Genomic DNA, 24,036 nt, shown 5'->3' on the forward strand with positions numbered 1-24,036 from the left:
GGCGAAAAAAACGCGTGACCTGGGATATACTCGCTGCGAATTTCATCTCATTACACGCCTGTGTGGCCTGGAGAAGTTTTGTTGCGCGTCAGTCGTTCTCTAACGATAAAGCAGATGGCGACGGTTTCTGCCGTGGCGATGGTGACCATCTGCATCTTTATTGTCATCCAGCTCTTTCACTTTGTGCAGCAGCGCAGGATTGACTACGCCCAGCAAATGGAAAATGTGGCGCACACCGTGCGTCAGCCGCTCTCCGAAGCGGTACTTAAAGCCGATATCCCGCAAGCCGAACGCATCCTCAATACGCTAAAACCGGCCGGTATTTTATCGCGTGCCGATGTGGTGTTGCCGAATGCCTTCCAGGCGCTGCACGCTGATTTCGCGCCGGAAAAACCGGTGCCGCGTTGGGTCGCACGCCTGTTTGAACTACCGGTACAAATCACGCTGCCGCTCTATTCGGTGGAGCGATCGGGCTTGCCGAAGCCGATTGCCTATCTGGTGTTGCAGGCCGACTCCTCGCGCGTTTATCAGTTCCTGCTCAGCACCTTGTCGACCATGATCACCACCTATCTGCTGCTGGCGCTGATTCTCTCTATCGCCATCAGCTGGTGTATCAATCGGTTGATTGTGCATCCGCTGCGCGACATTTCGCGTGATTTGCAGGAGCTGCCGCCGCAGGCGATTCTGACTCATAAAATGAAGCTGCCGCATAATCATCGCGATGATGAAATCGGCATGCTGATCCGCAGCTACAACCGCAATCAGCAGGTGCTTGAGTCGATTCACGACGAAATGAGCCGCATGACCACGCATTTCGCCGTGACGGACCTGCCCAATCGCGCGTTGTTCCTTGCGCTGCTCGAACAGCACATGAGCCATCGCCACAATCGTCAGGCGTGGGGCTTGATGGTGATTCGCATTGAAACGCTGCAGGAAGCCAACGGCGTACTGAGCGATGAGCAGCGCGATACGTTGATGCTGACGCTGGTGGAGAAGATTCGCAGCACCGTTGACGATCACTCGCTGCTGGCGCAAACCGGCCCCAGCGACTTCGCCTTGCTGATGAAGCGCGCGCACAATCCGTTCCGTGCCATGCGCCTGGCGCGCAACCTGATGATTCGCATCAATCAGCCGGTGAACCTGCAACAGCTGCAGCTGCGTCCGAATGCCAGCATCGGTCTGGCGCTGCACGAAGAGAACAGCATTTCGGCCAGCGAACAGCTTGATCGCGCGACTTCGGCGATGATGTCGGCACGCCATCAGGGCAAAAACCAGATTCTGTTCTTCGACCCGGCGCTCACCGAGCGGGCGCAGAAGCGTTTAACGCAGGAGCACGACATCTTGCAAGGTTTACAGGACGAGCAGTTTGCCCTTTATCTGCAACCGCAAATCAATATGGAAACCGGCGGGCTGGCCGGTGCCGAAGCGCTGTTGCGCATGCGCATGCCGGATGGCAGCTACGGATTGTCAGAAGAGTTTATTGCCAGCGCCGAAGAGATTGGTGTGATTTCGGCCATTGGCCGCTGGGTGTTTGAGGAAGCCTGCCGCATTCTGGCCGGCTGGCAGAAACAGGGCATTAATATCCCGCTTAGCGTCAATATCTCGGCGGTGCAGCTGCGTGATGCCAGCATGGTTAGCCATTTGCAGGGCTTGCTGGAGCGCCATCGCATTGCACCGGGCAACTTCGTACTGGAAATCACCGAAACCGCACAGATTGGCGATGCCGAGCAGGCGATTGCGCTGCTGCGCTTACTGCAGCAAACCGGCGTGGCAGTGGCGCTCGACGATTTCGGTATGGGCTACTCCAACCTCAACTATCTGCATCAGTTCAAAGCGCTGCCGGTGAATAAGCTGAAAATGGATCGCAGCTTTGTCGCCGCGCTGCCGGATGACGACACCATGGTGCGCATCGTGGCGGCGATTGCCGACATCATTCACCTCGACGTCATCGCCGAAGGTGTGGAAACCGCCGAGCAGCGCGACTGGCTGCTGGCGCGCGGAATTACTATAGGGCAAGGCTACTTATACGCTGAAGCGCTGCCGCTCCACGTCTTTAATCAACGCTGGCTCAATACCTCGCAACTCCCTGAATAATCACCTTGGTTATTGATTTTCCTTACAAAATTGTAGCGAAGCGCTGTGCTGAAGCGTTTCAGTTCATAGTTAGAGTTTTGTAACTTTTGTAAGGAATAGTAGGGGATATTAATCTTGTTAACAGGGTGTTATTTTCCTCGCCATCGGTAAGGTTTTACGCTTCTGGCGGCTTGCCGCATGCGTTCTCCACAACAATGGCGGTGCGAACCGTCTTACTGGACACCTGTTATGAAAATCTTAAAAAGCCTCTATTTTCAGGTACTGGTTGCCATCGGCATCGGCGTCCTGTTGGGCCACTTCTATCCTGAGTTAGGCGCGCAAATGAAGCCGCTTGGCGATGGTTTCGTTAAGTTGATCAAGATGATCATCGCCCCCGTGATTTTCTGTACGGTGGTGACCGGTATTGCCGGCATGGAGAGCATGAAAGCCGTTGGACGTACGGGCGCAGTGGCGCTGCTGTACTTTGAAGTGGTCAGCACCATCGCGCTGATCATCGGTTTGGTGGTAGTTAACGTGGTGCAGCCAGGCGCGGGCATGAACGTTGATCCGGCCACGCTGGATGCCAAAGCGGTCGCGGTTTACGCACAGCAGGCGGAGCAGCAAGGTGTGGTCGCCTTCCTGCTGGATGTGATTCCAAATAGCGTGATTGGTGCCTTCGCCAGCGGCAACATTCTGCAAGTGCTGCTGTTCGCTATTCTGTTCGGCTTCGCTCTGCATCGCCTCGGCAGCGCTGGCACCGTGATGTTCAACGTCATTGAGAGCTTCTCGAAAGTGATCTTCGGCGTGATCAACATGATTATGCGTCTCGCGCCAATCGGTGCCTTCGGGGCGATGGCCTTTACCATCGGTAAATATGGCGTCGGCTCGCTGGTGCAGCTGGGTCAGCTGATCATCTGCTTCTATATCACCTGCGTGCTGTTCGTGGTGGTGGTGTTGGGGCTGATTGCACGCTTCGCCGGCTTCAACATCTTTAAATTTGTCGCCTACATCAAAGAAGAGCTGCTGATTGTGCTCGGCACTTCCTCATCTGAATCGGCGCTTCCGCGCATGCTGGATAAGATGGAGAAGCTGGGCTGTAAGAAATCGGTGGTGGGTTTGGTGATTCCAACCGGCTACTCCTTCAACCTCGATGGCACCTCGATTTACCTCACCATGGCGGCGGTGTTTATCGCGCAGGCGACCAACGCGCATATGGATGTGTTCCACCAAATCACGCTGTTAGTGGTGCTGCTGCTCTCCTCAAAAGGCGCAGCAGGCGTTACCGGCAGTGGCTTTATCGTGCTGGCGGCCACCCTGTCAGCGGTGGGACATTTACCGGTTGCTGGTCTGGCGCTGATTCTCGGTATCGACCGCTTTATGTCCGAAGCGCGTGCGCTAACCAATCTGGTGGGTAACGGCGTAGCGACCATCGTGGTGGCGAAGTGGGTTGGACAACTGGATGAGAAACAACTGAATGCGACGCTTTCTGCAGGGAAAAAGGTGAATAACGCACCAGAAACCGCCGCATAACCTGCTATTTGCGTTAATTTGCCGAGAAATGCCCGCTGTCGCTTGCCCTGACAGCGGGCATTTGCATAATAAACCCCATTGATTTTTTTCCCGATTTTTTGCCTCGTTGCGCGACATCCTGACCTTCTCGTGGTCAAAGAGTCTGTTATTAAATAAACGTGGCGGCAAAATGCCGCACCGGTCACCCCAGATGTGGCCGAACATGCCGCGCTAACGAGCGTTGATCTGTTTGAGTAGGGGTTCACATGCAGGGCACCAGAATTCGGCTTTTGGTTGGCGGATTGCTACTGGCAGCGTCCGGTTTTGGCGTGCACGCCGAGACGCTCCAACCCGATCCTGCCTGGCAGGAAGGCAAACTGGACAATGGTTTTAGCTGGCAGCTGCTGACCACACCACAACGTCCAAGCGATCGTATTGAACTGCGCCTGATTGTTAACACCGGTTCGCTGGTGGAGAGTGCGCAACAAACGGGCTATAGCCATCTTTTACCGCGTTTAGCGATGGTGCATAACGCCACGCTGGACACCAATCAGCAACGCGCGCTGTGGCAGCAAGCCATGGATCCGCAACGTCCGCTGCCGCCTGCCATCTCGTCGTACGATTACACCCAATACAACCTGAGCTTGCCGAATAACCGCCCTGATCTGCTGAAAGAAGCGCTCAGCTGGCTGGCGGCGACCGCCGGGAAAATGACAATCAATGAGCAAGTGGTGGCTACCGCGTTAACGGCCACCGATCCGATTGCCACCTGGCCCGCCAATACGCAGGACGTGTGGTGGCGCTATCGCCTGAAAGGCTCGGCGATGCTGGCGCACGATCCGGGCGAGCAACCGCGCGCGCCGGTGGATATCGCCCAGCTCAACAGCTTCTATCAGCAGTGGTACACGCCAGACGGCATGACGCTGTACGTGGTGGGTAACGTCGATAGCCGCAGCATGGCGGAGCAGATCAACAAAGCCTTCGCGCCGCTGAAAGGCAAGCGCGTGGCACCTGCCGCGCTACCGACGCTGTCACCGCTGCCGCATCAGCCGGTGAATCTGGTGAATGGCGGCATGAGTCAGGATCGCCTGTCGCTGGTGTGGGACACCGCATGGCAGCCGATTCGCGATTCGCAGAATTTGCAGCGCTACTGGCAGAGCGATTTAGCGCGTGAAGCGCTGTTCTGGCATGTGCAGCGCGCGCTGGCTGACAGCAAAGCGCAAAGCGTGCAGGTTGGTTTCGATTGCCGTGTGCTCTATCAACGCGCGCAGTGCTCGATCAACATGGACAGCCCGAACGCCTCTTTGCCGCAGAATATGAACCAAGTGGCGAAAGAGCTGGCGGCGGTGCGCGACAAAGGGTTACCGCAGGAGGAGTTTGATGCGCTGATGGCGCAGAAGCTGCTGGAGCTCAACAAGCTGTTTGCCACTTACGCTCGCACCGATACTGATATTCTGATGGGCCAGCGTCTGCGCTCGCAGCAAAATTCGGTCGTGGACATTGCGCCTGAGCAGTATCAAAAGCTGCGTCAGACGTTCCTCGGCGAGATGACGCGTGATCAGTTGAATCAGGAGCTGCGTCAGCAACTGTCGCAGGAACTGACCATGGTGCTGATTCAGCCGCAGGGTGAAGCCGAGACCAACGTGAAGATGCTGCAGGAAGGCTGGGATAAAGTGATGAAGCTACCGGTACCGCCAGCGGCTCCGGCTAGCCCGGAAGACGTGAAGCCGGATAGCAGCGCAGGCGCGGCGGAACAGACCGCGCCATCATCCTGATGATCAGGTCTTCGCTCTGAGCCATTCGGTGACGAGCATCGGCCAGCTTGCCAAAGGCAAATCCGCCACGCCACGGATACCAAATCCGTGGCCGCCTTTCTGGTAGAAGTGAATCTCCACCGGCACTTTGTGCTCACGTAGCGCGCTGAAGAACACCATGCTGTTGTTCACCGAAACCGACTCATCATCGGAGGCATGAATCAGCAGCGTCGGAGGCGTTTGCGCATGCACGCGCGTTTCCATTGAGTAAGCATCAATCATTCTTTGATCCGGCCACGCGCCGAGCAAGCGGGTGCGCGCACCTTCATGCGCCAGACCTTCACGCATACTGATCACCGGATAAAGCAGCACCATCGCATCCGGGCGCGGCGTAAAGCTGTCGGCCTGATCCTGCACCGGATAGAGTTTCTCGCCAAAGCGCGTGCCGAGGCTGGCAGCAACGTGTCCGCCCGCCGAGAAGCCCATCATCACGATATATTTGCCGTTCAACCCGCGCTGCGCACGTTCACGCAGCACGCGCACCGCACGCTGCGCATCAGCCAGCGGCGCATCTGGACCTTCATGGTGACCGTCATACGGCAGGCGATAGGTCATCACCGCCAGCGTGTAGCCCATTGACGTGAAGAAGGTGGCGAGCGCGCTGCCTTCACGGTCGATCAATACCCGCTGATAACCGCCGCCCGGCGCCACCAGCAGCGTGATGCCGTTGGAGGTTTCCGGATGCCAGATAGCAATCTCCGGGCAGCGCACGCCGGTGGCGGCGCGGTCATAAGGTTCGTACTCTTTGGCGAGATCGACGATCTGCGGCTGAGCGCGCGAATCGCTCGCGCCTGGCGCATCACCGTGTGGCCAGATGTTGATGATTTCTGTGTGCATAAGTCAGTCCTGAGCGAGTCATGTTGTCGTTATTTTTTTCGCGGCCGGAGTAACAGCGTCCTGCTGTTATTGATTAAAACATGGTCTCTTTTGCAGCTGGCGTCCAGCCGAAAACCGCCGATTTAGCCAGTTTCGGACTATGCCTGGCGGCCAGATTTCGTGCCATAACGCATTGAATTTAAATCGATCTGATTAGCGTGATTGAAGAAGCAATACGGGTTTTGTTACAGAAGTGGATGAGTCAGGTGATTAGCGGAAATTGGCAGGGAAAAATGCTGCGTTAAGGCAAACTGCGCGGGCGGGTTGGTTAGCACAGGTAATAAATGGCGCAGAGATTTTTAGCGGCGCGATTCATCGCGCAACAAATTGCGCCGCTACGGTTGGTGCAGGTGGTTATGTCATTTCGGCATCGCGCTGAGCGGGATAATCGCGCCGCGATGCTGGATCACCGTGCTGGCGGTGAGATGACCGCGTGCGGCGGCATCTTCGGCGCTTCCTCCGGCTAAACGCACCGCCAGATAACCGGCGCTGAAGGAGTCGCCAGCCGCGGTGGTATCGATCACTTTCTCTTTCGCCAGCTTGATGGCGGCGACTTCGCGCAGTGGCTCATCGCCGACCGCCACCAGACAGGAGTCCGCACCGCGTTTAATGGCAATCTCCTGCACGCCCGCAGCGCGTGTGCGGGCAATCACCGCATCCAGCGGCTGCTCGCCCCACAGCAAATCTTCGTCGTCGAGCGTCAGAAATGCCATGTCGGTATGACGCAGCATCTCGGCATACGCCTGCTGAGCGCTGGCTTTATCGGCCCACAGACGCGGACGATAGTTGTTATCGAAAATCACCTTGCCACCGTTCTGACGACAGGCGCTGAGCAGCGTCATCAGTTTTTCGCGACTGGCCGCAGGCAGAATCGCCAGGCTGATGCCGCTCAAATAGAGATAATCATAGTGCGTCAGCTGCTGGCAAATCGCGTCCGCTTGCGCGCTGTCCAGCCAGAAACGGGCGGCGGCGTCGTTGCGCCAGTACCAGAAGGTCCGCTCGCCGTGGTCGTCGGTTTCGATGAAGTACAAACCCGGCATTTTATTGTCGAGGCGCTGAACCAGCGCGGTTTCGACCTTTTCCTGCTGCCAGGCGGCGATCATCTGGTCACTGAAACTATCGGTGCCGAGTGCGGTGACATAATCGACACGCAGCTGTTTATCTGACTGACGCGCCAGATACACCGCCGTGTTCAGCGTATCGCCGCCAAAACCGCGTTTGATGTTCTCACCTTTCTCGGACAGCTCAATCATGCATTCGCCAATAATGGCGATTTTCTTCTGCGTCATGGTCTTCAGCCTGTAGTGAATTCTGCCTTAGTCTCGCGTCTGGTATGGCAGTCGTCAATGGTTTTTAAAACGATGTTTTGATTTAACTTAAGGCAGTAAACCGCCTACGCTACGGCGATTTAACGGCCAAAGCGCGTTTTGTTTTGCCAATTAAGCGCGGCGCACGCTGTTACACTCAACTCTTCATGGGACTAACGAGATTGATAAAGTTATCCCGGCGATCGCCGATACTTGCCGCTGAGATGCTATTTGCAGGCACTCGACACCAACCAGGAAAAAACCATGGTGATGAAGAATTTGAGTCATCGGCTGCCTGTTTCAAATGAACTGGAGCAACAACAGGAAACGCGTCTCTTCTGGCAGAAATGCCAACGATTCTATACTTTCCAGCCGATTTACCAGGTCTCAGGCCGCTTGCTGGCCATTGAATTACTGACGGCGGTGACTCATCCCTCCGCGCCAGAGAAAAGGCTGTCGCCCGAAGACTATTTTGAAGCACTGACTATCGCGCAGCGGCTCGGTGTCGTCCAGGAACAACTTGAGCTGCTGATAACATGGTCACCGTTTTTCAATCAGCGTCAGCTGGTGGCGTCGGTGAATATCGACGGTCCAACGTTGATGGAGATTGAGCAGCATGAGTCGATTCGCACGCTGATCGCGCAGCTGCCTTGGGTGCGCTTCGAACTGACGGAGCATCATGCGCTGCCGCAGGAAGAGATGGTCGCCAAGATGCCGGAACTCGGGCCGCTGTGGCTGGATGATTTTGGCTCCGGCATGGCGAACTTCTCGGCGCTGACCGAACTGCGTTACGACTACATCAAACTCTCGCGCGAGCTGTTTATGCTGCTGCGCGCCAGCGATGAAGGCCGCTCGATGTTCTCGATGCTGCTGGCGTTGATTAACCGTTACTGCAACGGCGTCATCGTTGAAGGCGTGGAAACCGAAGAGGAGTGGCAACAGGTGCGTAGCTCGCCAGCGATGGCGGCGCAGGGCTACTTCTTCTCGCGTCCGGTGCCGTTTAGCGAGCTGGAACGTATGGCACTTGAGCTTCCCTGATCCCGTTCCGCGACGTCTCGACTATCCTTAGTCAGACGTGGAAGGGCAAGGAGGAAGCAATATGTCACGTACTCGAAAGATCCTGAGCTGGGTGTTCGGGATTTTTTTGTTATTGGTTGTAGTGATTGTGGTGATCATCGCCACCTTTGACTGGAACCGCCTGAAACCTACGATTAATCAAAAAGTTTCGGCCGAACTGAACCGACCTTTCGCGATTCGCGGCGATCTCGGCGTGGCCTGGGTTCGCAATCGCGAAGAACCTGGCTGGCGCAGCTGGGTGCCGTGGCCGCAGGTGCATGCCGACGATGTGATGCTCGGTAATCCGCCATCCATTCCTGATGTCACCATGGTGCATCTGCAGCGCGTTGAAGCGACGATTGCGCCGCTGGCGCTGCTGCATCAGCAGATCTACCTGCCGTGGATCAAGATGCAAAAGCCGGATGCGCGGCTGGTGCAAACCGCTGATAAAAAGAATAACTGGACCTTTGATCTCGCCAGCAGCCAGAACAGCGATGCTAACGCCGCGCCTTCTGCCTGGTCCTTCCGCCTCGACAACATTCTGTTCGATCAGGGACAAGTGCGCTATCGCGACGCCGTCAATAAGGCCGATGTCACGGTAACCATCAATCCGCTGGGCAAACCGGTGCCGTATGCACAGGTAGCGGGCGGTGACGATCAGCAGAAAGGCGCGGGTGATTTTGTCTTTGGCTGGCAGGCGAGCGGCACTTACAACAATCAGAAGCTGGAGGGCGACGGCAAAATTGGCGGCATGTTATCGCTACGCAGTAAAACCACGCCGTTCCCGCTGCAGGTGGATGTGCGTAATGGCACCACGCGCGTGCGCATTGACGGCACCTTGCAGGACCCGCTCAATCTCGGCGGGCTGGATGTGCGCCTGCGCTTCGCGGGCGATACGCTGGCGAATCTGTATGGCCTGACGGGCGTGCTGCTACCTGATACGCCGCCGTACGAAACTGACGGCCATTTGATTACGCGTTTCAATGAGGAGAAAGGGCCGCTGTTCCGCTACGAGAAGTTTAACGGCCACATCGGCGACAGCGATATTCACGGCTCCCTCGTTTATCGTCAGGCCAAACCGCGCCCAACCTTGACCGGTGAACTGACCTCAAACCAATTGCGGATGGAAGATTTGGGGCCGCTGATTGGCGTCAACTCGGGCAAAGGTAGCGAGAAAACGCAGCAGGCCAAAGCGCAACGTGGCGATGCCTCAACGCAGCCCGCCGATCGCGTTCTGCCGCATGACAAGTTCGATACCAAGAGCTGGGATGTGATGGATGCGGATGTGAAGTTCAGCGGCAAACGCATTGAACACAGCAGCAAGCTGCCGCTCAGCGATCTCTATACGCATCTGCAGCTGAAAAACGGCGACCTGTTGCTCGATCCGCTGCGCTTCGGTATGGCCGGCGGCAGCATCAACTCCACCATTCATCTGGAGGGCGACCGCAGCCCGATGCGCGGACGTGCCGATTTGCACGCGCGTAAGCTGCGTCTGCGTCAGCTGTTCCCGGATGTCACCGCGATGCAGAACAGTTTGGGCCAGCTCAACGGCGATGCCTCGCTGAGCGGCACCGGCAATTCGGTGGCGGATCTGCTCGGCACCAGCAATGGCGAACTGAAGCTACTGATGAATGATGGCCTGATCAGTCGCAGCCTGATGGAGATTGCCGGACTGAACGTCGGTAACTATGTGGTAGGCAAGCTGTTCGGCGATGATGAAGTGAAGATCAACTGCGCGGCGACCGATATGAATATTCGTCAAGGCTTAGCGACGCCGAAACTGTTCCTGCTGGATACCGAGAATGCGGTGATCAACGTGACGGGCAACGTCAACTTCGCGAATGAACGCATGGACTTGTCGATCAATCCGGAGAGTAAAGGGATCCGCATCATCACGCTGCGTTCGCCGCTGTATGTGCGCGGCACCTTTAAAAATCCGGATGCCGGGGTGAAAGCCGGACCGCTGATTGCACGCGGTGCCGCAGCGGTGGCGCTCGGGGCGGTGGTTGCTCCCGCCGCCGCGTTGATCGCACTGATTTCGCCTAGCGATACTGACGACAATCAGTGCAGTAATGTGCTGCAGCAGATGAAGAATCAGAAGTGATCAGTTACGCCACAGCACTTTGATGATGTGGTAACCAAAGGCGGTTTTCACCGGTCCGTAAGGCTGTAGCAGCGGACAGGAGAAGACCGCCTTATCGAATGCCGGCACCATTTGCCCTTTACGAAACTCACCCAAATCACCGCCGTTGCGCCCGGATGGGCAGGTAGAGTGTTTCTTTGCCAGCTGCTGGAAGTTCGCGCCTTTTTCAAGCTGCGCCAGCAGGGATTTGGCCTGCGCTTCCTCTTTCACGAGGATATGTAAAGCCGCCGCGGTTTTCGCCATGATGAAGTCCTAATGTGTATAATCCGGCCATTATAACCCTGTTTCTTTTGATCCCACTGAGCGAATTCCGTTATGCGTTTAAACCCCGGCCAACAACGAGCTGTCGAATTTGTCACCGGTCCTTGTCTGGTGCTGGCCGGTGCTGGCTCGGGTAAAACCCGCGTGATCACCAACAAAATCGCCCACCTGATCCGCGAATGTGGCTATCAGGCGCGCCACATCGCCGCCGTGACTTTTACCAATAAAGCCTCGCGCGAGATGAAAGAGCGTGTGGCGCAAACGCTGGGGCGTAAAGAGGCGCGTGGCCTGATGATTTCCACCTTCCATACGCTGGGATTGGAGATCATCAAACGCGAATACAAGGCGCTGGGAATGAAAGCCAGCTTCTCACTGTTCGACGATCAGGATCAGCTGGCTTTGCTCAAAGATCTAACCAAACAGTGGCTGGAAGAGGACAAAACACTGTTACAGCAGCTGATTTCCACCATCTCCAACTGGAAGAACGATTTGGTCGATCCGCAGGGCGCAGCGGGTTTGGCGCAATCGCAGCGCGACCAGATTTTTGCGCACTGTTATCAGCTGTATGATCAACACCTGAAATCCTGCAACGTGCTGGATTTCGACGACTTAATCGCGCTGCCAACGCTGCTGCTGCAGCGCAATCACGAAGTGCGCGAACGCTGGCAGCAGCGCATTCGCTATCTGTTGGTGGATGAGTATCAGGATACCAACACCAGCCAATATGAGCTGGTGAAGCTGCTGGTGGGTGCGCGGGCGCGCTTTACCGTGGTGGGCGATGACGATCAGTCGATTTATTCGTGGCGCGGCGCGCGTCCGCAAAACCTGGTGCTGCTGCAACAGGATTTCCCGGCGCTGGAAGTGGTGAAGCTGGAGCAGAATTATCGCTCGACGCAGCGCATCCTGAAATCGGCCAACATCCTTATCGCCAACAATCCGCACGTGTTCGAGAAACGCCTGTTCTCAGAACTGGGGCAGGGCAGCGAGCTGAAGGTGCTGAGCGCTAATAACGAAGATCACGAAGCGGAACGCGTGGCGGGCGAACTGATCGCGCATCACTTCATCAACAAAACCGCCTACAAAGATTACGCCATTCTCTATCGCGGCAACCATCAGTCGCGGGTGTTTGAGAAGCAGCTGATGCAGAACCGTATTCCGTATCGTATCTCAGGCGGTACGTCGTTCTTCTCGCGTCCGGAAATCAAAGATTTGCTGGCCTACCTGCGTGTGCTGACCAATCAGGAAGATGACAGCGCGTTTCTGCGTATCGTGAATACGCCGCGCCGTGAGATTGGTCCGGCAACGCTGCAAAAACTGGGCGAATGGGCCAACCTGCGCAATAAAAGCCTGTATAACGCCAGCTTCGATATAGGACTCGAACAAACGCTGAGCGGGCGCGGGCTCGAGCATTTGCAGCGCTTTACGCACTGGTTGAATGAGATCGTCCAGCTGACCGAACGTGAGCCGGTTAACGCAGTGCGCGACCTGATTCGCGGCATCGACTACGAAAGCTGGCTGTTTGAAACTTCGCCCAGCCCGAAAGCGGCTGAAATGCGCATGAAGAACGTTAACCTGCTGTTCCAGTGGATGACCGAGATGCTGGAAGGCGATGAGCTGAACGAACCAATGACGCTGGCGCAGGTGGTGACGCGCTTTACTCTGCGCGACATGATGGAGCGCGGGGAGAGCGATGAGGAGCTCGATCAGGTGCAGCTGATGACGCTGCATGCCTCGAAAGGGCTGGAGTTCCCGTATGTCTATCTGGTTGGCATGGAAGAGGGCTTATTGCCGCACCAGAGCAGTATCGATGAGAACAATATCGAAGAAGAGCGACGTCTGGCTTACGTGGGGATTACGCGAGCGCAGAAAGAGCTGACCTTTACGCTGTGCCGTGAACGCCGTCAGTACGGTGAGCTGATGCGCCCGGAACCGAGTCGCTTCCTGCTGGAGTTACCGCAGGACGATGTGGTGTGGGAGCGCGAGAAAAAAGTGGTGAGCGCAGAAGAGCGCGTTAAGACCGGACAGACGCGCGTCGCGGGGCTGAGAGCGATGCTGGAGAATGCGAAGAAGGGTTGAGTTCTTAGTCCGTGCTTGCAGTCCCCCTCCTCGGTCCTCCCCCATTAATGGGGGAGGAAGATGCTGCCACATGTCAGTGATGGAGCTGCATGTGGCAGCATCTCCTTCCCCCGCTTGCGGGGGAAGGTCGGGATGGGGGGCAGCCAGCACATGCCAAATCAGGAAATCGTCAATAACCAGTGCACGTACGACTGATAATGACTCTCCTGCTCCAGCAGCTCAGAACGCAATGGATGCACTTCGCGCCAACCGGCTGGCAGCGTCAAATGCAGCGCATCATCATCCGCCTGTAAACGCACGGCAGGCAAAGTGTCATCGCGACGACGGCTTGAGAAAATAATCGCTAAACGCAACAAACGGCTCAAACGCTCCGCCATGCGCGGCGGCACGGCGTTTTGTTGCGTCAGCAACGCCAGATCAATGCTGCCGCTTTGGTTCTGCAGCAGGCAAGCCAGCATTTTTTTCTGTGCGGGAGTGAAGCCAGGAAGATCGAGATGGCGAATCAGGTAAGCGGCATGCTGCGGTGCCTGACGGAAATCGACGCTCAGGCCAATTTCGTGGATGGAACAGGCGCTAAGTAGCAGATCACGACATCGGTTATCCAGCTTCCAGCTGCTGCTCACCTGACGGAAGAAGCTCTCCGCCAACTGACGCACACGACCGGCCTGATCAATATCAATGGCAAAACGACGCTGCACGTTCTGCAATGTGCGGCTGCGGATATCGCGATCAACCGGCAGATGCAGCATGCCATACACTAAGCCTTCGCGCAGGGCGCCACCGGCCAGCGTCATACCTTCAATGCTCAGTTCCTGGAAGATAGCGATGAGGATCGATAAACCGCTCGGGAACACTAAAGCGCGCTCCAGCGTCAATCCTTCAATTTCCAGCTCTTCCAGCTTGCCGCACTGAATCGCGCGTTGTTTCAACTGTTGCAGCTTGCTCAGGGTGATGCGCTCATCCATGCCCTGCGCCATCATAATTTCCTGCAACGCTTGTACGGTGCCTGACGCGCCGACACAGATTTGCCAGCCTTTCTCGCGCAGCGCAGCGGCCACCGGACGGATCATCTCGCGCGCGGCCAGTTCGGCCTGCTCAAAATTCTCTTTTGCCAGATGACGATCGCTGAAATAGCGTTCAAGCCAGGTTACGCAGCCCATCGACAAGCTGAACAGCGTGGTGGCATGCGAACCTTCGCCGGTCACCAGTTCGGTGCTGCCGCCGCCGATATCAACCACTAAACGCTGATCGGAACCACCGGTGGTATGCGCCACGCCCTGATAAATCAGGCGCGCTTCTTCTTCGCCGCTGATGACATTCACCGCGCAGCCAAGAATCTGTTCTGCCGTTGTGAGGAAATCCTGCGCATTTTCAGCAAGGCGCAGCGTGGCGGTTGCCACCACGCGGATTTGTTCCGCAGGAATATCCTGTAGCTGTTCGGAGAACAACTTCAGGCACTGCCAGCCGCGTTGCATCGCCTCGGCAGAGAGATGATTCGCTTTGTCGAGGCCAGCCGCCAGACGCACTTTGCGCTTTATCCGCGCGACGGTCTGAATGCTGCCAGACACCTCGCGCACCACCAACATATGAAAGCTGTTAGAACCTAAATCAATCGCTGCATAAAGTGACGATGCGCTTAGCATGGTGTGCTTAACCCGAACGTTTACGGTTGCTATTGCGCGGCGCGCCGCTCCGACGGTTATTGTTGTTCCCGCCACGGCGTGGACCGTTTCCTGAACGACTGCGTTGCAGACGCTTCGGCGGTGGCAGTTCATTCAGCAAGGCATCGCTGTTGTACTTGCTCACCGGAATACCGTGACCGATGTACTCTTCGATTGCCGGCAGGTTCAGCGCGTACTCTTCGCATGCCAGGCTGATGGAGTGACCGCTGGCGCCCGCGCGGCCAGTGCGGCCGATACGGTGAACGTAGTCTTCGCGATCGTCAGGCAGATCGTAGTTGAACACATGCGTGACGGCAGGAATGTGCAGACCACGTGCCGCGACGTCGGTGGCAACCAGGATATCCACATCGCCTTTGGTGAAGTCGTCGAGAATACGCAGACGTTTTTTCTGCGCCACATCACCGGTCAGCAGACCCACGCGATGACCATCGGCAGCCAGATGGCCCCAAATGTCTTCGCAGCGGTGCTTGGTGTTAGCAAAGATTATGGCGCGATCTGGCCACTCTTCTTCTACCAACGTCTGCAGCAAGCGCATTTTCTCTTCATTCGAAGGATAGAAAAGCTCTTCTTTAATGCGGTGGCCGGTTTTCTGCTCAGGCTCAACTTCCACGTATTCGGCGTTGTTCATGTGCTCAAATGCCAGTTCTCGCACGCGGTAAGACAAGGTCGCAGAGAACAGCATACTCAGGCGTTGAGTGGCCGGCGGCATGCGGCGGAACAGCCAACGAATGTCTTTAATAAAGCCGAGATCGAACATGCGATCGGCTTCATCCAGCACAACAACCTGAATCGCGCCCAGGTTGACATGGTTCTGCTTGGCGTAGTCGATCAGACGTCCGGTGGTGCCCACCAGAATATCGACACCATCAGCCAGCACTTTCAGCTGTTTATCGTAGCCGTCGCCACCATAAGCCAGGCCCAGCTTTAAGCCAGTGACCTTCGCTAATGGTTCAGCATCGGCATGGATTTGTACGGCGAGCTCACGCGTCGGGGCCATGATCAGCGCACGTGGCTGATTAGTCTGGCGACCTTCTGCGGCAGGATGAGAAAGAAGATAATGAAACGTTGACGTAAGAAACGCCATCGTTTTGCCGGTACCGGTTTGCGCCTGACCCGCAACATCACGCCCTGTAAGCGTAAGAGGCAACGCGAGCGCCTGAATAGGCGTGCAGTGGCTAAAGCCTTTAGTATCAAGGGCTTCTATCACCTGAGGGTGCAGGGCGAAGTCGGAAAACTTCTGTTCAGTTAAGTGTGTTTTGCTCATAGTGTGGTAGAATATCAGCTTACTAGCGCTTTACGAAAGCGTATCCGATGAAATAAAGTCAACCTACGTTGGTATCATTTCCGCCAATTCGCCAGGCGCAATCTTTTGGAGTTAAACATGAGCAGCGATAAGATCGTTCACTTGACCGATGACAGTTTCGACACAGACGTACTGAAAGCAGACGGTGTCACTCTGGTTGATTTCTGGGCTGAATGGTGTGGTCCTTGCAAAATGATCGCCCCAATTCTCGACGAAGTCGCAGAAGAGTACGAAGGTAAACTTACCATCGCTAAGTTGAATATTGATGACAACCCGGGTACGGCGCCGAAATACGGCATCCGCGGTATCCCAACTCTGCTGCTGTTCAAGAACGGCGAAGTGGCGGCAACCAAGGTTGGCGCACTGTCTAAAGGACAGTTGAAAGAGTTCCTGAACGCCAACCTGGCCTAAGCCCAGCAGGGTGTTTGTTCGGCAGTGGTGAATTTTTTCGCCACTGCTGGACGTCTCACTTTAAGCGTGTTAAGTTGAGTTCACTGCATTACGCTCTTACCTTGTAGTTTGCATCTAAGTTTTCCCTTGTCAGACCCTACTCGCAATGAACGTTATCGTGGTTTGGCAATCTGATGACTAGCACATTCGGCATCATCTTTCGACCGTCTCCTCGTTTCCTATCGCCACATCTGACGATAATCGTCGAGCTGAGTTGAAAAAGAGCCATTAACAGGCATGGAATTTTTGCCATACCACTCACGACAATCATTTCGAGAATTACCCCGAGTTTAAGAACCCATCACTATGAATCTTACCGAATTAAAGAATACGCCGGTTTCTGAGCTGATTACCCTCGGCGAAAATATGGGGCTGGAAAACCAGGCGCGTATGCGCAAGCAGGATATTATTTTCTCTATCCTGAAACAGCACGCAAAAAGCGGCGAAGACATCTTTGGTGATGGTGTGCTGGAGATATTGCAGGACGGATTTGGTTTCCTCCGTTCTGGAGATAGCTCCTACCTCGCCGGTCCCGATGATATCTACGTCTCTCCTAGCCAAATCCGCCGTTTCAACCTCCGCACTGGTGACACCATTTCTGGCAAGATTCGCCCGCCAAAAGAAGGTGAACGTTACTTTGCGCTGTTGAAAGTTAACGAAGTTAACTATGACAAGCCGGAAAACGCGCGTAACAAGATTCTGTTCGAAAACCTTACGCCGCTGCACGCCAGCAAGCGTATGCGTATGGAACGCGGTAATGGCTCGACTGAAGACCTGACTGCACGCGTGCTGGATCTGGCTTCTCCGATTGGTCGTGGTCAACGTGGTCTGATTGTGGCGCCGCCGAAAGCGGGTAAAACCATGCTGCTGCAGAACATCGCGCAGAGCATCGCTTACAACTATCCAGATTGCCTGCTGATGGTGCTGCTGATTGACGAACGTCCAGAAGAAGTGACCGAGATGCAGCGTCTGGTTAAAGGTGAAGTTATCGCTTCGACCTTTGATGAGCCAGCATCACGTCACGTGCAGGTTGCTGAGATGGTGATCGAGAAGGCCAAGCGCCTGGTTGAGCACAAGAAAGACGTGATCATCCTGCTTGACTCCATCACGCGTCTGGCGCGTGCCTACAACACCGTGGTTCCAGCATCAGGTAAAGTCCTGACTGGTGGTGTGGATGCCAACGCCTTGCATCGTCCGAAGCGTTTCTTCGGTGCGGCACGTAACGTGGAAGAGGGCGGCAGCCTGACCATCATCGCGACCGCGCTGGTTGATACCGGTTCGAAGATGGACGAAGTGATTTACGAAGAGTTTAAAGGTACAGGTAACATGGAATTGCACCTCTCGCGTAAAATCGCTGAGAAGCGTGTATTCCCAGCGATTGATTACAATCGTTCCGGTACCCGTAAAGAAGAGCTGCTCACCACACAGGAAGAGCTGCAGAAAATGTGGATCCTGCGCAAAATCATCCATCCAATGGGTGAAATCGACGCGATGGAGTTCCTCATCAACAAACTGGCCATGACCAAAACCAACGACGAATTCTTCGATATGATGAAGCGTTCCTAAGTTGCGATCGGCGAGTCGCTAAGCCAAGCGGTGATTCGCACAATTTGCCAGGAAATATTGCTAACGCCACGTCTTAACGTGGCGTTTTTTATTTATGGGCATTAGGATTAGCGCAGTCAGGAAGCTTTTATAATGACTGTGGCAGAGATGCGTTTGTTTTTTCAACAATCAGGCTTTTCTGCAGCAGAATTCGGAATAGGGATATGCGGCAATGGCGGGTGTTTTGCATATTGTTGTCCACGATTTTAGCTGAGAGCATTAATGTGAATTTACTCACTATGAGTACAGAGCTTGGTCTAACTTTTCTTTTTTCTTTGGCCTTTATCTTCATCGCTCGAAAAGTAGCGAAAAAGATAGGGTTAGTAGATAAGCCAAACTTAAGGAAAAGACATCAGGGTGTTATTCCTTTAGTTGGTGGGATCTCTGTTTATGCAGGCGTCTGTTTTGCTTTTATGATTACAAAATCCTATATGCCGAACGGGTTTCTCTACCTGATATGTGCTGGCATTTTGGTTCTGGTTGGTGCTCTTGATGACCGTTTCGACATTAGCGTTAAATTTCGTGCCTTCGTACAGGCGGTAATTGCTGTTGTCATGATGGTAGGCGCCAAGTTATATCTCCTGAGCCTTGGATTTATTGTTGGTCCGGTTGAATTTATCGTTGGGCCTTTTGGATACGTACTTACCCTTTTTGCCGTCTGGGCCGCAATTAATGCATTCAATATGGTTGATGGTATTGATGGCTTACTTGGCGGCCTTTCATGTGTCACCTTTGCCGCTATGGGCATCATCCTTTATTTTGATGGGATGTTTAGTCTTGCGATGTGGTGCTTTGCCATGATTGCAGCCACCATCCCTTACATACTTCTTAATCTGGGATTTCTCGGACGACGTTATAAGGTCTTCATGGGTGATGCTGGCAGCACCATGATAGGTTTTACGATTATTTGGATATTGTTAGAAACGACTCAAGGGCTTAGCCATCCGATAACACCGGTTACTGCGCTCTGGCTCATCGCCATACCTTTGATGGACATGATAGCGATTATGTACCGTCGCTTACGTAAAGGGATGAGTCCTTTTTCTGCAGACAGGCAACATATTCACCATCTCATCATGCGAGCGGGATTTTCGTCCCGACAGGCTTTTTTACTCATTACCGTTGCAGCCGCATTATTAGCGGGTATTGGCGTATTAGGTGAATATCTCGCTTTCATTCCAGAATGGGTCATGCTCGTCCTTTTCTTAATGGCATTCCTTCTTTATGGCTATTGCATCAAGCATGCCTGGCGGATGGCACGTAGATTGCGTCGCTTAAAACGTCGATGGAATAAGGCCACTTCTGGCAATAATTACTCCAGGTAAGTAAGTGCCTAAATAAGGATTTTGTTATGACCTCTGTCGTTGTGGAGAACGAACTGGATATGCGTGGCCTTGGCTGCACGCTCTGGCGTGGTAAACGCTGGATCATCGGTCTGGCGCTGCTGTTTGCGCTGGTCGCCTGGCTGGCATCGATGTTAATGAAGCAAGCGTGGAGCACCACGGCAGTGACCGATCGTCCAACGGTGAATATGTTGGGTGATTTCTTCGTGCAGCAACAATTCCTCAATAATCTGGATGTGCGCACTAATACGCTCAATCTCAGCTCGCCCGCCCCAACCGTGATGGATGAGGTTTATCAGGAGTTCACCATGCAGCTGGCATCCTGGGATACGCGTCGTGATTTCTGGCAGCAGACTGAATACTTCAAAAGTCGTAAAAGCGGCAACGCGCACAACGATGCGGCGCTGCTTGATGATTTGATCACCAACATCCAGTTCACGGCTGCCGATCCGGCGCGCAATATCTTAGATAACATCAAGCTGGTCGCCGAAACCGCCAGCGATGCCAACAATCTGCTGCGTCAATATATTGCCTACGCCAGCGAACGTGCGGCGCGTCATCTGAATGCGGAACTAAAAGGTGCCTGGCAGGCGCGCAGCGTGCAGCTGGCGTCGCAGGTGAATCGCCAGCAGGAAGTGGCGCAGGCGGTATTTGAACGACAACGCCAGCGCATCGAGCAGGCGCTGAAAGTGGCGAGCGAGCAGGGCATCAAAGAGAACCGGGCACCGGCAACCGGCGAGGCGCTGCCAGACAGCGATCGTTTCCTGCTCGGGCAGCAAATGCTGCAGGCGCAACTCGACACTTTACAAGCCAGCGGACCTGCTTACGATTTAAGCTATGATCAAAACAAAGCGATGCTGAGTACGCTGCAGGCCGGGCCGCGTCTGGATCAACAATTCCAGACTTACCGCTACTTGCGCACCCCGGAAGAGCCGGTGTCGCGCGACAGTCCGCGCCGCCTGTTTATGATGATCATGTGGGGCGTGATTGGCGCGCTGGTCGGTGCGGGAGTGGCGCTGGTGCGTCGTCCGCGTTCAACGTTAGCAACGAGCCATTAAGAGAAGCCACGTGAAAGTTCTGACGGTATTTGGCACGCGTCCTGAAGCGATCAAAATGGCTCCGCTGGTGCAGGCGCTGGCGCAGGATGCTGCGTTCGAATCGCGCTTATGCGTCACCGCACAACATCGTGAAATGCTCGATCAGGTGCTGCGTTTGTTCCAGCTGCAGCCTGATTATGATCTGAATATCATGCGCCCGGAACAAGGGCTGACGGAGATCACCAGCCGTATTCTGCAGGGCATGAAAACCGTTCTGGCCGATTTCCAGCCGGATGTGGTGTTAGTGCACGGCGATACCACCACCACGTTTGCGGCGAGCCTGGCAGCGTTTTATCACCAGATTCCGGTGGGTCATGTGGAAGCAGGATTACGCACCGGCAACCTGATGTCGCCGTGGCCCGAAGAGGCCAATCGCACGCTCACCGGCCATCTTGCCAGCTATCACTTCACACCGACGCAAAATTCGCGGCAAAACCTGCTGCGTGAGAATCTGCCGGATGCGCGCATTTTTGTCACCGGCAACACAGTGATTGATGCGCTGCTGTGGGTGCGTGACCGCGTGCTGGACGATGCCGATCTCAATGCGCGCCTTGCCGCGCGCTATCCGTTCCTCGATGCCGACAAAAAGCTGATTCTGGTCACGGGTCATCGCCGCGAAAGTTTTGGCGACGGCTTCGAACGCATTTGCAGTGCGCTGGCGCACATCGCGCGCCAGCATCCCCAGGTGCAAATTGTCTATCCTGTGCACCTCAATCCCAACGTCAGCGAGCCGGTTAATCGCATTCTCAGCGGCATTGAAAACATCATCCTGATTGAGCCGCAAGAGTATCTGCCGTTTGTCTGGCTGATGAATCGCTCATGGCTGATTCTTACCGATTCCGGCGGCATTCAGGAAGAAGCGCCGTCATTAGGTAAACCGGTGCTGGTGATGCGCGATACCACCGAGCGCCCGGAAGCCGTGGACGCAGGTACGGTGAAACTGGTCGGCACCGATATCAGTAAAATTGTCGCTGAAGTCAGCCTGCTGTTGCAGGACGATGAAGCCTGGCAGGCAATGAGCCGCGCGCACAATCCGTATGGCGATGGCCATGCCTGCGCGCGCATCTTGCAGGCCCTAAAACAACACAGAGTCTAACCATGCGTTTTGAAACCATTTCCGTTATCGGACTGGGCTACATTGGGCTGCCAACGGCGGCCGTTTTTGCCTCAAAGGGAAAGAAAGTCGTTGGTGTGGATATTAATGTCCGCGCCGTTGAAACCATCAATCGCGGCGATATCCATATCGTGGAACCCGAGTTGGGTGATGTGGTGCGCGAAGCGGTGTGTGCCGGTCATCTGCGTGCCACTACGCAGGCCGAAGCCGCCGATGCGTTCCTGATCGCCGTGCCCACGCCGTTTATCGGCGACCATCAGCCGGATCTCAGCTATGTGCAGGCTGCGGCGCTGTCGATTGCACCCGTGTTAAAAGCGGGCGATCTGGTGATCCTCGAATCCACGTCGCCGGTGGGTGCCACCGAGCAAATGGCGGAATGGCTGGCGGCGGCGCGTCCCGATCTGCGTTTCCCGCAGCACGGTGATGCGTGCGATGTGTTTATCGCTTACTGTCCGGAGCGCGTATTGCCCGGCAAAGTGATGGTCGAACTGCTTGAAAACGATCGCGTGATTGGCGGCATGACGCCAGCCTGTTCCGCACGCGCCAGCGAGCTGTATCGCATTTTCCTGCGCGGCGCGTGTGTGGAGACCCATGCGCGCACCGCCGAGATGTGCAAACTCACCGAAAATAGCTTCCGCGATGTGAACATCGCCTTTGCCAATGAGCTGTCGCTGATTTGCGCCGAGCAGGGCATCAACGTGTGGGAGCTAATCGCGCTGGCGAATCGCCATCCGCGCGTCAACATCCTGCAACCCGGACCGGGCGTCGGCGGGCACTGTATCGCCGTCGATCCGTGGTTTATCGTGGCGCAAAATCCCGAGCAGGCGCGACTGATTCGCACCGCGCGCGAAGTGAATGACGCCAAACCAGGCTGGGTGCTGGATCAGGTAAAACAGGCGTTAGCAGAGTGCCTTACCGCCAGCGGTAAACGCGCCAGCGATGTCACCATTGCCTGCTTTGGCCTGGCCTTCAAACCGAATATTGATGATCTGCGCGAAAGCCCGGCGATGAGCGTCGCCCATCGGATTGCCGAATGGCACAGCGGCAAAACCTGGGTGGTTGAGCCGCATGTGAAAGACATTCCACAACGTCTGGCACATGAAGCCACGCTGGTTGCCACTGACGTGGCGCTGCAGCAGGCGGATATTCTGGTGATGCTGGTTGATCACGCCCAGTTCCGCGCAATTGATGCGGCACAGATTGCCCAGCCGTGGATTGTTGATACCAAAGGCGTTTGGCGATGAAACAGTTTCTGGTCACCGGCGGCGCAGGTTTTATCGGTTCGGCGCTGGTGCGCTTTCTGCTTGAACACACCGATCACCGCGTGGTGGTGGTCGATAAGCTGAGCTATGCCGGCAATCTGGCGTCGCTGGCACCGGTGCAACAGGATGCACGTTTCGCTTTCGAGCAGGTGGATATTTGTCATCGCGCCGAGCTGGATCGCGTTATGGCGCAGTATCAGCCGGATTGTATTATGCATCTGGCGGCGGAAAGCCATGTTGACCGTTCGATCGATGGGCCAATCGCCTTCGTCGAAACCAATATTGTCGGCACCTATCAGCTGCTGGAAGCGGCACGTCATTACTGGAATGGCATGGCAGATGAACGCAAAAAAGGCTTCATTCTGCATCATATCTCCACCGATGAAGTGTTTGGTGACCTGCACGGTAGCGACGACTTCTTTACTGAAACCACGCCATACGCGCCGAGCAGCCCCTATTCGGCGACCAAAGCCAGCAGCGATCACTTGGTGCGCGCCTGGCTGCGTACTTACGGTTTGCCGGTCATCATCACCAACTGTTCTAACAATTACGGTCCGTATCATTTCCCGGAGAAGCTGATCCCGCTCACTATCATCAATGCGCTGGCGGGCAAACCGCTGCCGGTTTACGGCAATGGCAGCCAGATACGTGACTGGCTGTACGTAGAGGATCACGCGCGGGCGCTGTATAGCGTGGTGAGCAGCGGCAGAGTGGGGGAAACCTACAATATTGGCGGCCACAATGAACGACGTAATCTTGAGGTAGTGGAAACGCTGTGCGATCTGCTGGATGAACTGGCACCGCAGCAGCGTGCGCCGCATCTGGCTCGTTATCGTGATCTGATTACCTTTGTTACCGATCGTCCCGGTCACGACCAGCGCTACGCCATCGACGCCAGTAAAATCGCGCGCGAGCTGGGTTGGACACCGCAGGAAACCTTTGAGAGCGGTATCCGCAAAACGGTGCAGTGGTATCTGGCCAATCCGCAATGGTGGCGGTCGATTCTTAATGGCAGCTATCGTGGCGAGCGTTTAGGCTTAGCCACACCGCGCTGAAACCCATGAT

At 55.4% G+C, this 24,036-nt stretch carries 18 protein-coding genes; 13 read left to right on the forward strand and 5 right to left on the reverse strand.

The features are described from left to right. The first annotated feature begins 81 nt into the window (after positions 1-81). The 3 genes from hmsP to PanJK_RS17840 all read left to right on the forward strand — a co-directional run bounded on the left by hmsP (position 82) and on the right by PanJK_RS17840 (position 5,357). Entirely contained in the window at positions 82-2,094 is a 2,013-nt protein-coding gene (gene hmsP, locus PanJK_RS17830; RefSeq protein ID WP_265301749.1) for a biofilm formation regulator HmsP, read from the forward strand. Positions 2,095-2,322: 228 nt separating this feature from the next. After that, positions 2,323-3,603 (forward strand): dicarboxylate/amino acid:cation symporter, encoded by a 1,281-nt coding sequence (locus PanJK_RS17835; RefSeq protein ID WP_222185700.1) that lies wholly within the window; start codon positions 2,323-2,325, stop codon positions 3,601-3,603. Positions 3,604-3,848: 245 nt separating this feature from the next. Further along, entirely contained in the window at positions 3,849-5,357 is a 1,509-nt protein-coding gene (locus PanJK_RS17840; protein WP_256698014.1) for a M16 family metallopeptidase, read from the forward strand. A 3-nt stretch (positions 5,358-5,360) separates the two neighbouring features. Here PanJK_RS17840 and PanJK_RS17845 read toward each other — a convergent pair whose 3' ends face one another. Together PanJK_RS17845 and PanJK_RS17850 are read right to left on the reverse strand one after the other, a co-directional pair. Continuing rightward, positions 5,361-6,233, reverse strand: a complete 873-nt coding sequence (locus PanJK_RS17845) for an alpha/beta hydrolase (RefSeq protein ID WP_008105727.1) — start codon at positions 6,231-6,233, stop codon at positions 5,361-5,363. Between the two features lie 398 nt (positions 6,234-6,631). Further along, positions 6,632-7,561: a sugar kinase gene (locus tag PanJK_RS17850; RefSeq protein WP_265301643.1), complete on the reverse strand. Its 930-nt coding sequence runs from the start codon at positions 7,559-7,561 to the stop codon at positions 6,632-6,634. A 282-nt stretch (positions 7,562-7,843) separates the two neighbouring features. Here PanJK_RS17850 and pdeH point away from each other — a divergent pair, with 282 nt between their 5' ends. Both pdeH and PanJK_RS17860 read left to right on the forward strand, forming a co-directional pair. Next, positions 7,844-8,617, forward strand: a complete 774-nt coding sequence (pdeH, locus tag PanJK_RS17855) for a cyclic-guanylate-specific phosphodiesterase (RefSeq protein ID WP_265301645.1) — start codon at positions 7,844-7,846, stop codon at positions 8,615-8,617. Between the two features lie 61 nt (positions 8,618-8,678). Next, entirely contained in the window at positions 8,679-10,739 is a 2,061-nt protein-coding gene (locus tag PanJK_RS17860) for an AsmA family protein (protein ID WP_265301647.1), read from the forward strand. Here PanJK_RS17860 and ppiC read toward each other — a convergent pair whose 3' ends face one another. Beyond that, a complete protein-coding gene (ppiC, locus tag PanJK_RS17865) occupies positions 10,740-11,021 on the reverse strand; it encodes a peptidylprolyl isomerase PpiC (protein ID WP_008105734.1) in 282 nt (93 codons plus the stop codon). A 72-nt stretch (positions 11,022-11,093) separates the two neighbouring features. Here ppiC and rep point away from each other — a divergent pair, with 72 nt between their 5' ends. Beyond that, on the forward strand, positions 11,094-13,115 hold the full coding sequence (rep, locus tag PanJK_RS17870) for a DNA helicase Rep (protein WP_265301650.1): 2,022 nt from the start codon (positions 11,094-11,096) through the stop codon (positions 13,113-13,115). A 158-nt stretch (positions 13,116-13,273) separates the two neighbouring features. Here the strand turns inward: rep and gppA are convergent, their stop codons facing one another. Together gppA and rhlB are read right to left on the reverse strand one after the other, a co-directional pair. After that, the gene (gppA, locus tag PanJK_RS17875) at positions 13,274-14,758 is read right to left on the reverse strand and encodes a guanosine-5'-triphosphate,3'-diphosphate diphosphatase (RefSeq protein WP_256698021.1); all 1,485 of its coding nucleotides are present in this window, start codon (positions 14,756-14,758) and stop codon (positions 13,274-13,276) included. A gap of 7 nt (positions 14,759-14,765) precedes the next feature. Next, positions 14,766-16,061, reverse strand: a complete 1,296-nt coding sequence (gene rhlB / locus PanJK_RS17880; RefSeq protein ID WP_256698022.1) for an ATP-dependent RNA helicase RhlB — start codon at positions 16,059-16,061, stop codon at positions 14,766-14,768. A gap of 117 nt (positions 16,062-16,178) precedes the next feature. Here rhlB and trxA point away from each other — a divergent pair, with 117 nt between their 5' ends. The 7 genes from trxA to rfbB all read left to right on the forward strand — a co-directional run bounded on the left by trxA (position 16,179) and on the right by rfbB (position 24,026). Then, positions 16,179-16,511, forward strand: a complete 333-nt coding sequence (trxA, locus tag PanJK_RS17885; RefSeq protein ID WP_008105741.1) for a thioredoxin TrxA — start codon at positions 16,179-16,181, stop codon at positions 16,509-16,511. Between the two features lie 345 nt (positions 16,512-16,856). After that, complete coding sequence (gene rho, locus PanJK_RS17890; RefSeq protein WP_008105744.1) at positions 16,857-18,116, forward strand: transcription termination factor Rho; 1,260 nt, start codon at positions 16,857-16,859, stop codon at positions 18,114-18,116. Positions 18,117-18,394: 278 nt separating this feature from the next. Continuing rightward, positions 18,395-19,480, forward strand: a complete 1,086-nt coding sequence (gene wecA / locus PanJK_RS17895) for a UDP-N-acetylglucosamine--undecaprenyl-phosphate N-acetylglucosaminephosphotransferase (protein WP_256698023.1) — start codon at positions 18,395-18,397, stop codon at positions 19,478-19,480. 26 nt (positions 19,481-19,506) lie between these two features. Next, positions 19,507-20,556 (forward strand): ECA polysaccharide chain length modulation protein, encoded by a 1,050-nt coding sequence (gene wzzE, locus PanJK_RS17900; protein ID WP_265301654.1) that lies wholly within the window; start codon positions 19,507-19,509, stop codon positions 20,554-20,556. 10 nt (positions 20,557-20,566) lie between these two features. After that, positions 20,567-21,691, forward strand: a complete 1,125-nt coding sequence (wecB, locus tag PanJK_RS17905) for a non-hydrolyzing UDP-N-acetylglucosamine 2-epimerase (RefSeq protein ID WP_179452834.1) — start codon at positions 20,567-20,569, stop codon at positions 21,689-21,691. 2 nt (positions 21,692-21,693) lie between these two features. Then, positions 21,694-22,953, forward strand: a complete 1,260-nt coding sequence (wecC, locus tag PanJK_RS17910) for a UDP-N-acetyl-D-mannosamine dehydrogenase (protein WP_265301657.1) — start codon at positions 21,694-21,696, stop codon at positions 22,951-22,953. Next, positions 22,950-24,026 carry a dTDP-glucose 4,6-dehydratase gene (gene rfbB, locus PanJK_RS17915; protein WP_265301659.1) on the forward strand — a complete coding sequence of 359 codons (1,077 nt, stop codon included), beginning with the start codon at positions 22,950-22,952 and terminating at the stop codon, positions 24,024-24,026. The genes wecC and rfbB overlap by 4 nt, the downstream gene beginning before the upstream one ends. Positions 24,027-24,036 lie beyond the last annotated feature (10 nt).

The sequence above is a fragment of the Pantoea sp. JK genome, assembly GCF_026130245.1.
Taxonomy (GTDB): Bacteria; Pseudomonadota; Gammaproteobacteria; order Enterobacterales; family Enterobacteriaceae; genus Pantoea; species Pantoea trifolii.

Excerpts from the sequence above, each read along its gene's own strand:
- PanJK_RS17835 (WP_222185700.1), top strand. The coding sequence starts at position 2,323 with ATGAAAATCTTAAAAAGCCTCTATTTTCAGGTACTGGTTGCCATCGGC.
- PanJK_RS17840 (WP_256698014.1), top strand. The coding sequence starts at position 3,849 with ATGCAGGGCACCAGAATTCGGCTTTTGGTTGGCGGATTGCTACTGGCA.
- PanJK_RS17845 (WP_008105727.1), bottom strand. The coding sequence starts at position 6,233 with ATGCACACAGAAATCATCAACATCTGGCCACACGGTGATGCGCCAGGC.
- PanJK_RS17850 (WP_265301643.1), bottom strand. The coding sequence starts at position 7,561 with ATGACGCAGAAGAAAATCGCCATTATTGGCGAATGCATGATTGAGCTG.
- pdeH (WP_265301645.1), top strand. The coding sequence starts at position 7,844 with ATGGTGATGAAGAATTTGAGTCATCGGCTGCCTGTTTCAAATGAACTG.
- PanJK_RS17860 (WP_265301647.1), top strand. The coding sequence starts at position 8,679 with ATGTCACGTACTCGAAAGATCCTGAGCTGGGTGTTCGGGATTTTTTTG.
- ppiC (WP_008105734.1), bottom strand. The coding sequence starts at position 11,021 with ATGGCGAAAACCGCGGCGGCTTTACATATCCTCGTGAAAGAGGAAGCG.
- rep (WP_265301650.1), top strand. The coding sequence starts at position 11,094 with ATGCGTTTAAACCCCGGCCAACAACGAGCTGTCGAATTTGTCACCGGT.
- gppA (WP_256698021.1), bottom strand. The coding sequence starts at position 14,758 with ATGCTAAGCGCATCGTCACTTTATGCAGCGATTGATTTAGGTTCTAAC.
- rhlB (WP_256698022.1), bottom strand. The coding sequence starts at position 16,061 with ATGAGCAAAACACACTTAACTGAACAGAAGTTTTCCGACTTCGCCCTG.
- trxA (WP_008105741.1), top strand. The coding sequence starts at position 16,179 with ATGAGCAGCGATAAGATCGTTCACTTGACCGATGACAGTTTCGACACA.
- rho (WP_008105744.1), top strand. The coding sequence starts at position 16,857 with ATGAATCTTACCGAATTAAAGAATACGCCGGTTTCTGAGCTGATTACC.
- wecA (WP_256698023.1), top strand. The coding sequence starts at position 18,395 with ATGAGTACAGAGCTTGGTCTAACTTTTCTTTTTTCTTTGGCCTTTATC.
- wzzE (WP_265301654.1), top strand. The coding sequence starts at position 19,507 with ATGACCTCTGTCGTTGTGGAGAACGAACTGGATATGCGTGGCCTTGGC.
- wecC (WP_265301657.1), top strand. The coding sequence starts at position 21,694 with ATGCGTTTTGAAACCATTTCCGTTATCGGACTGGGCTACATTGGGCTG.
- rfbB (WP_265301659.1), top strand. The coding sequence starts at position 22,950 with ATGAAACAGTTTCTGGTCACCGGCGGCGCAGGTTTTATCGGTTCGGCG.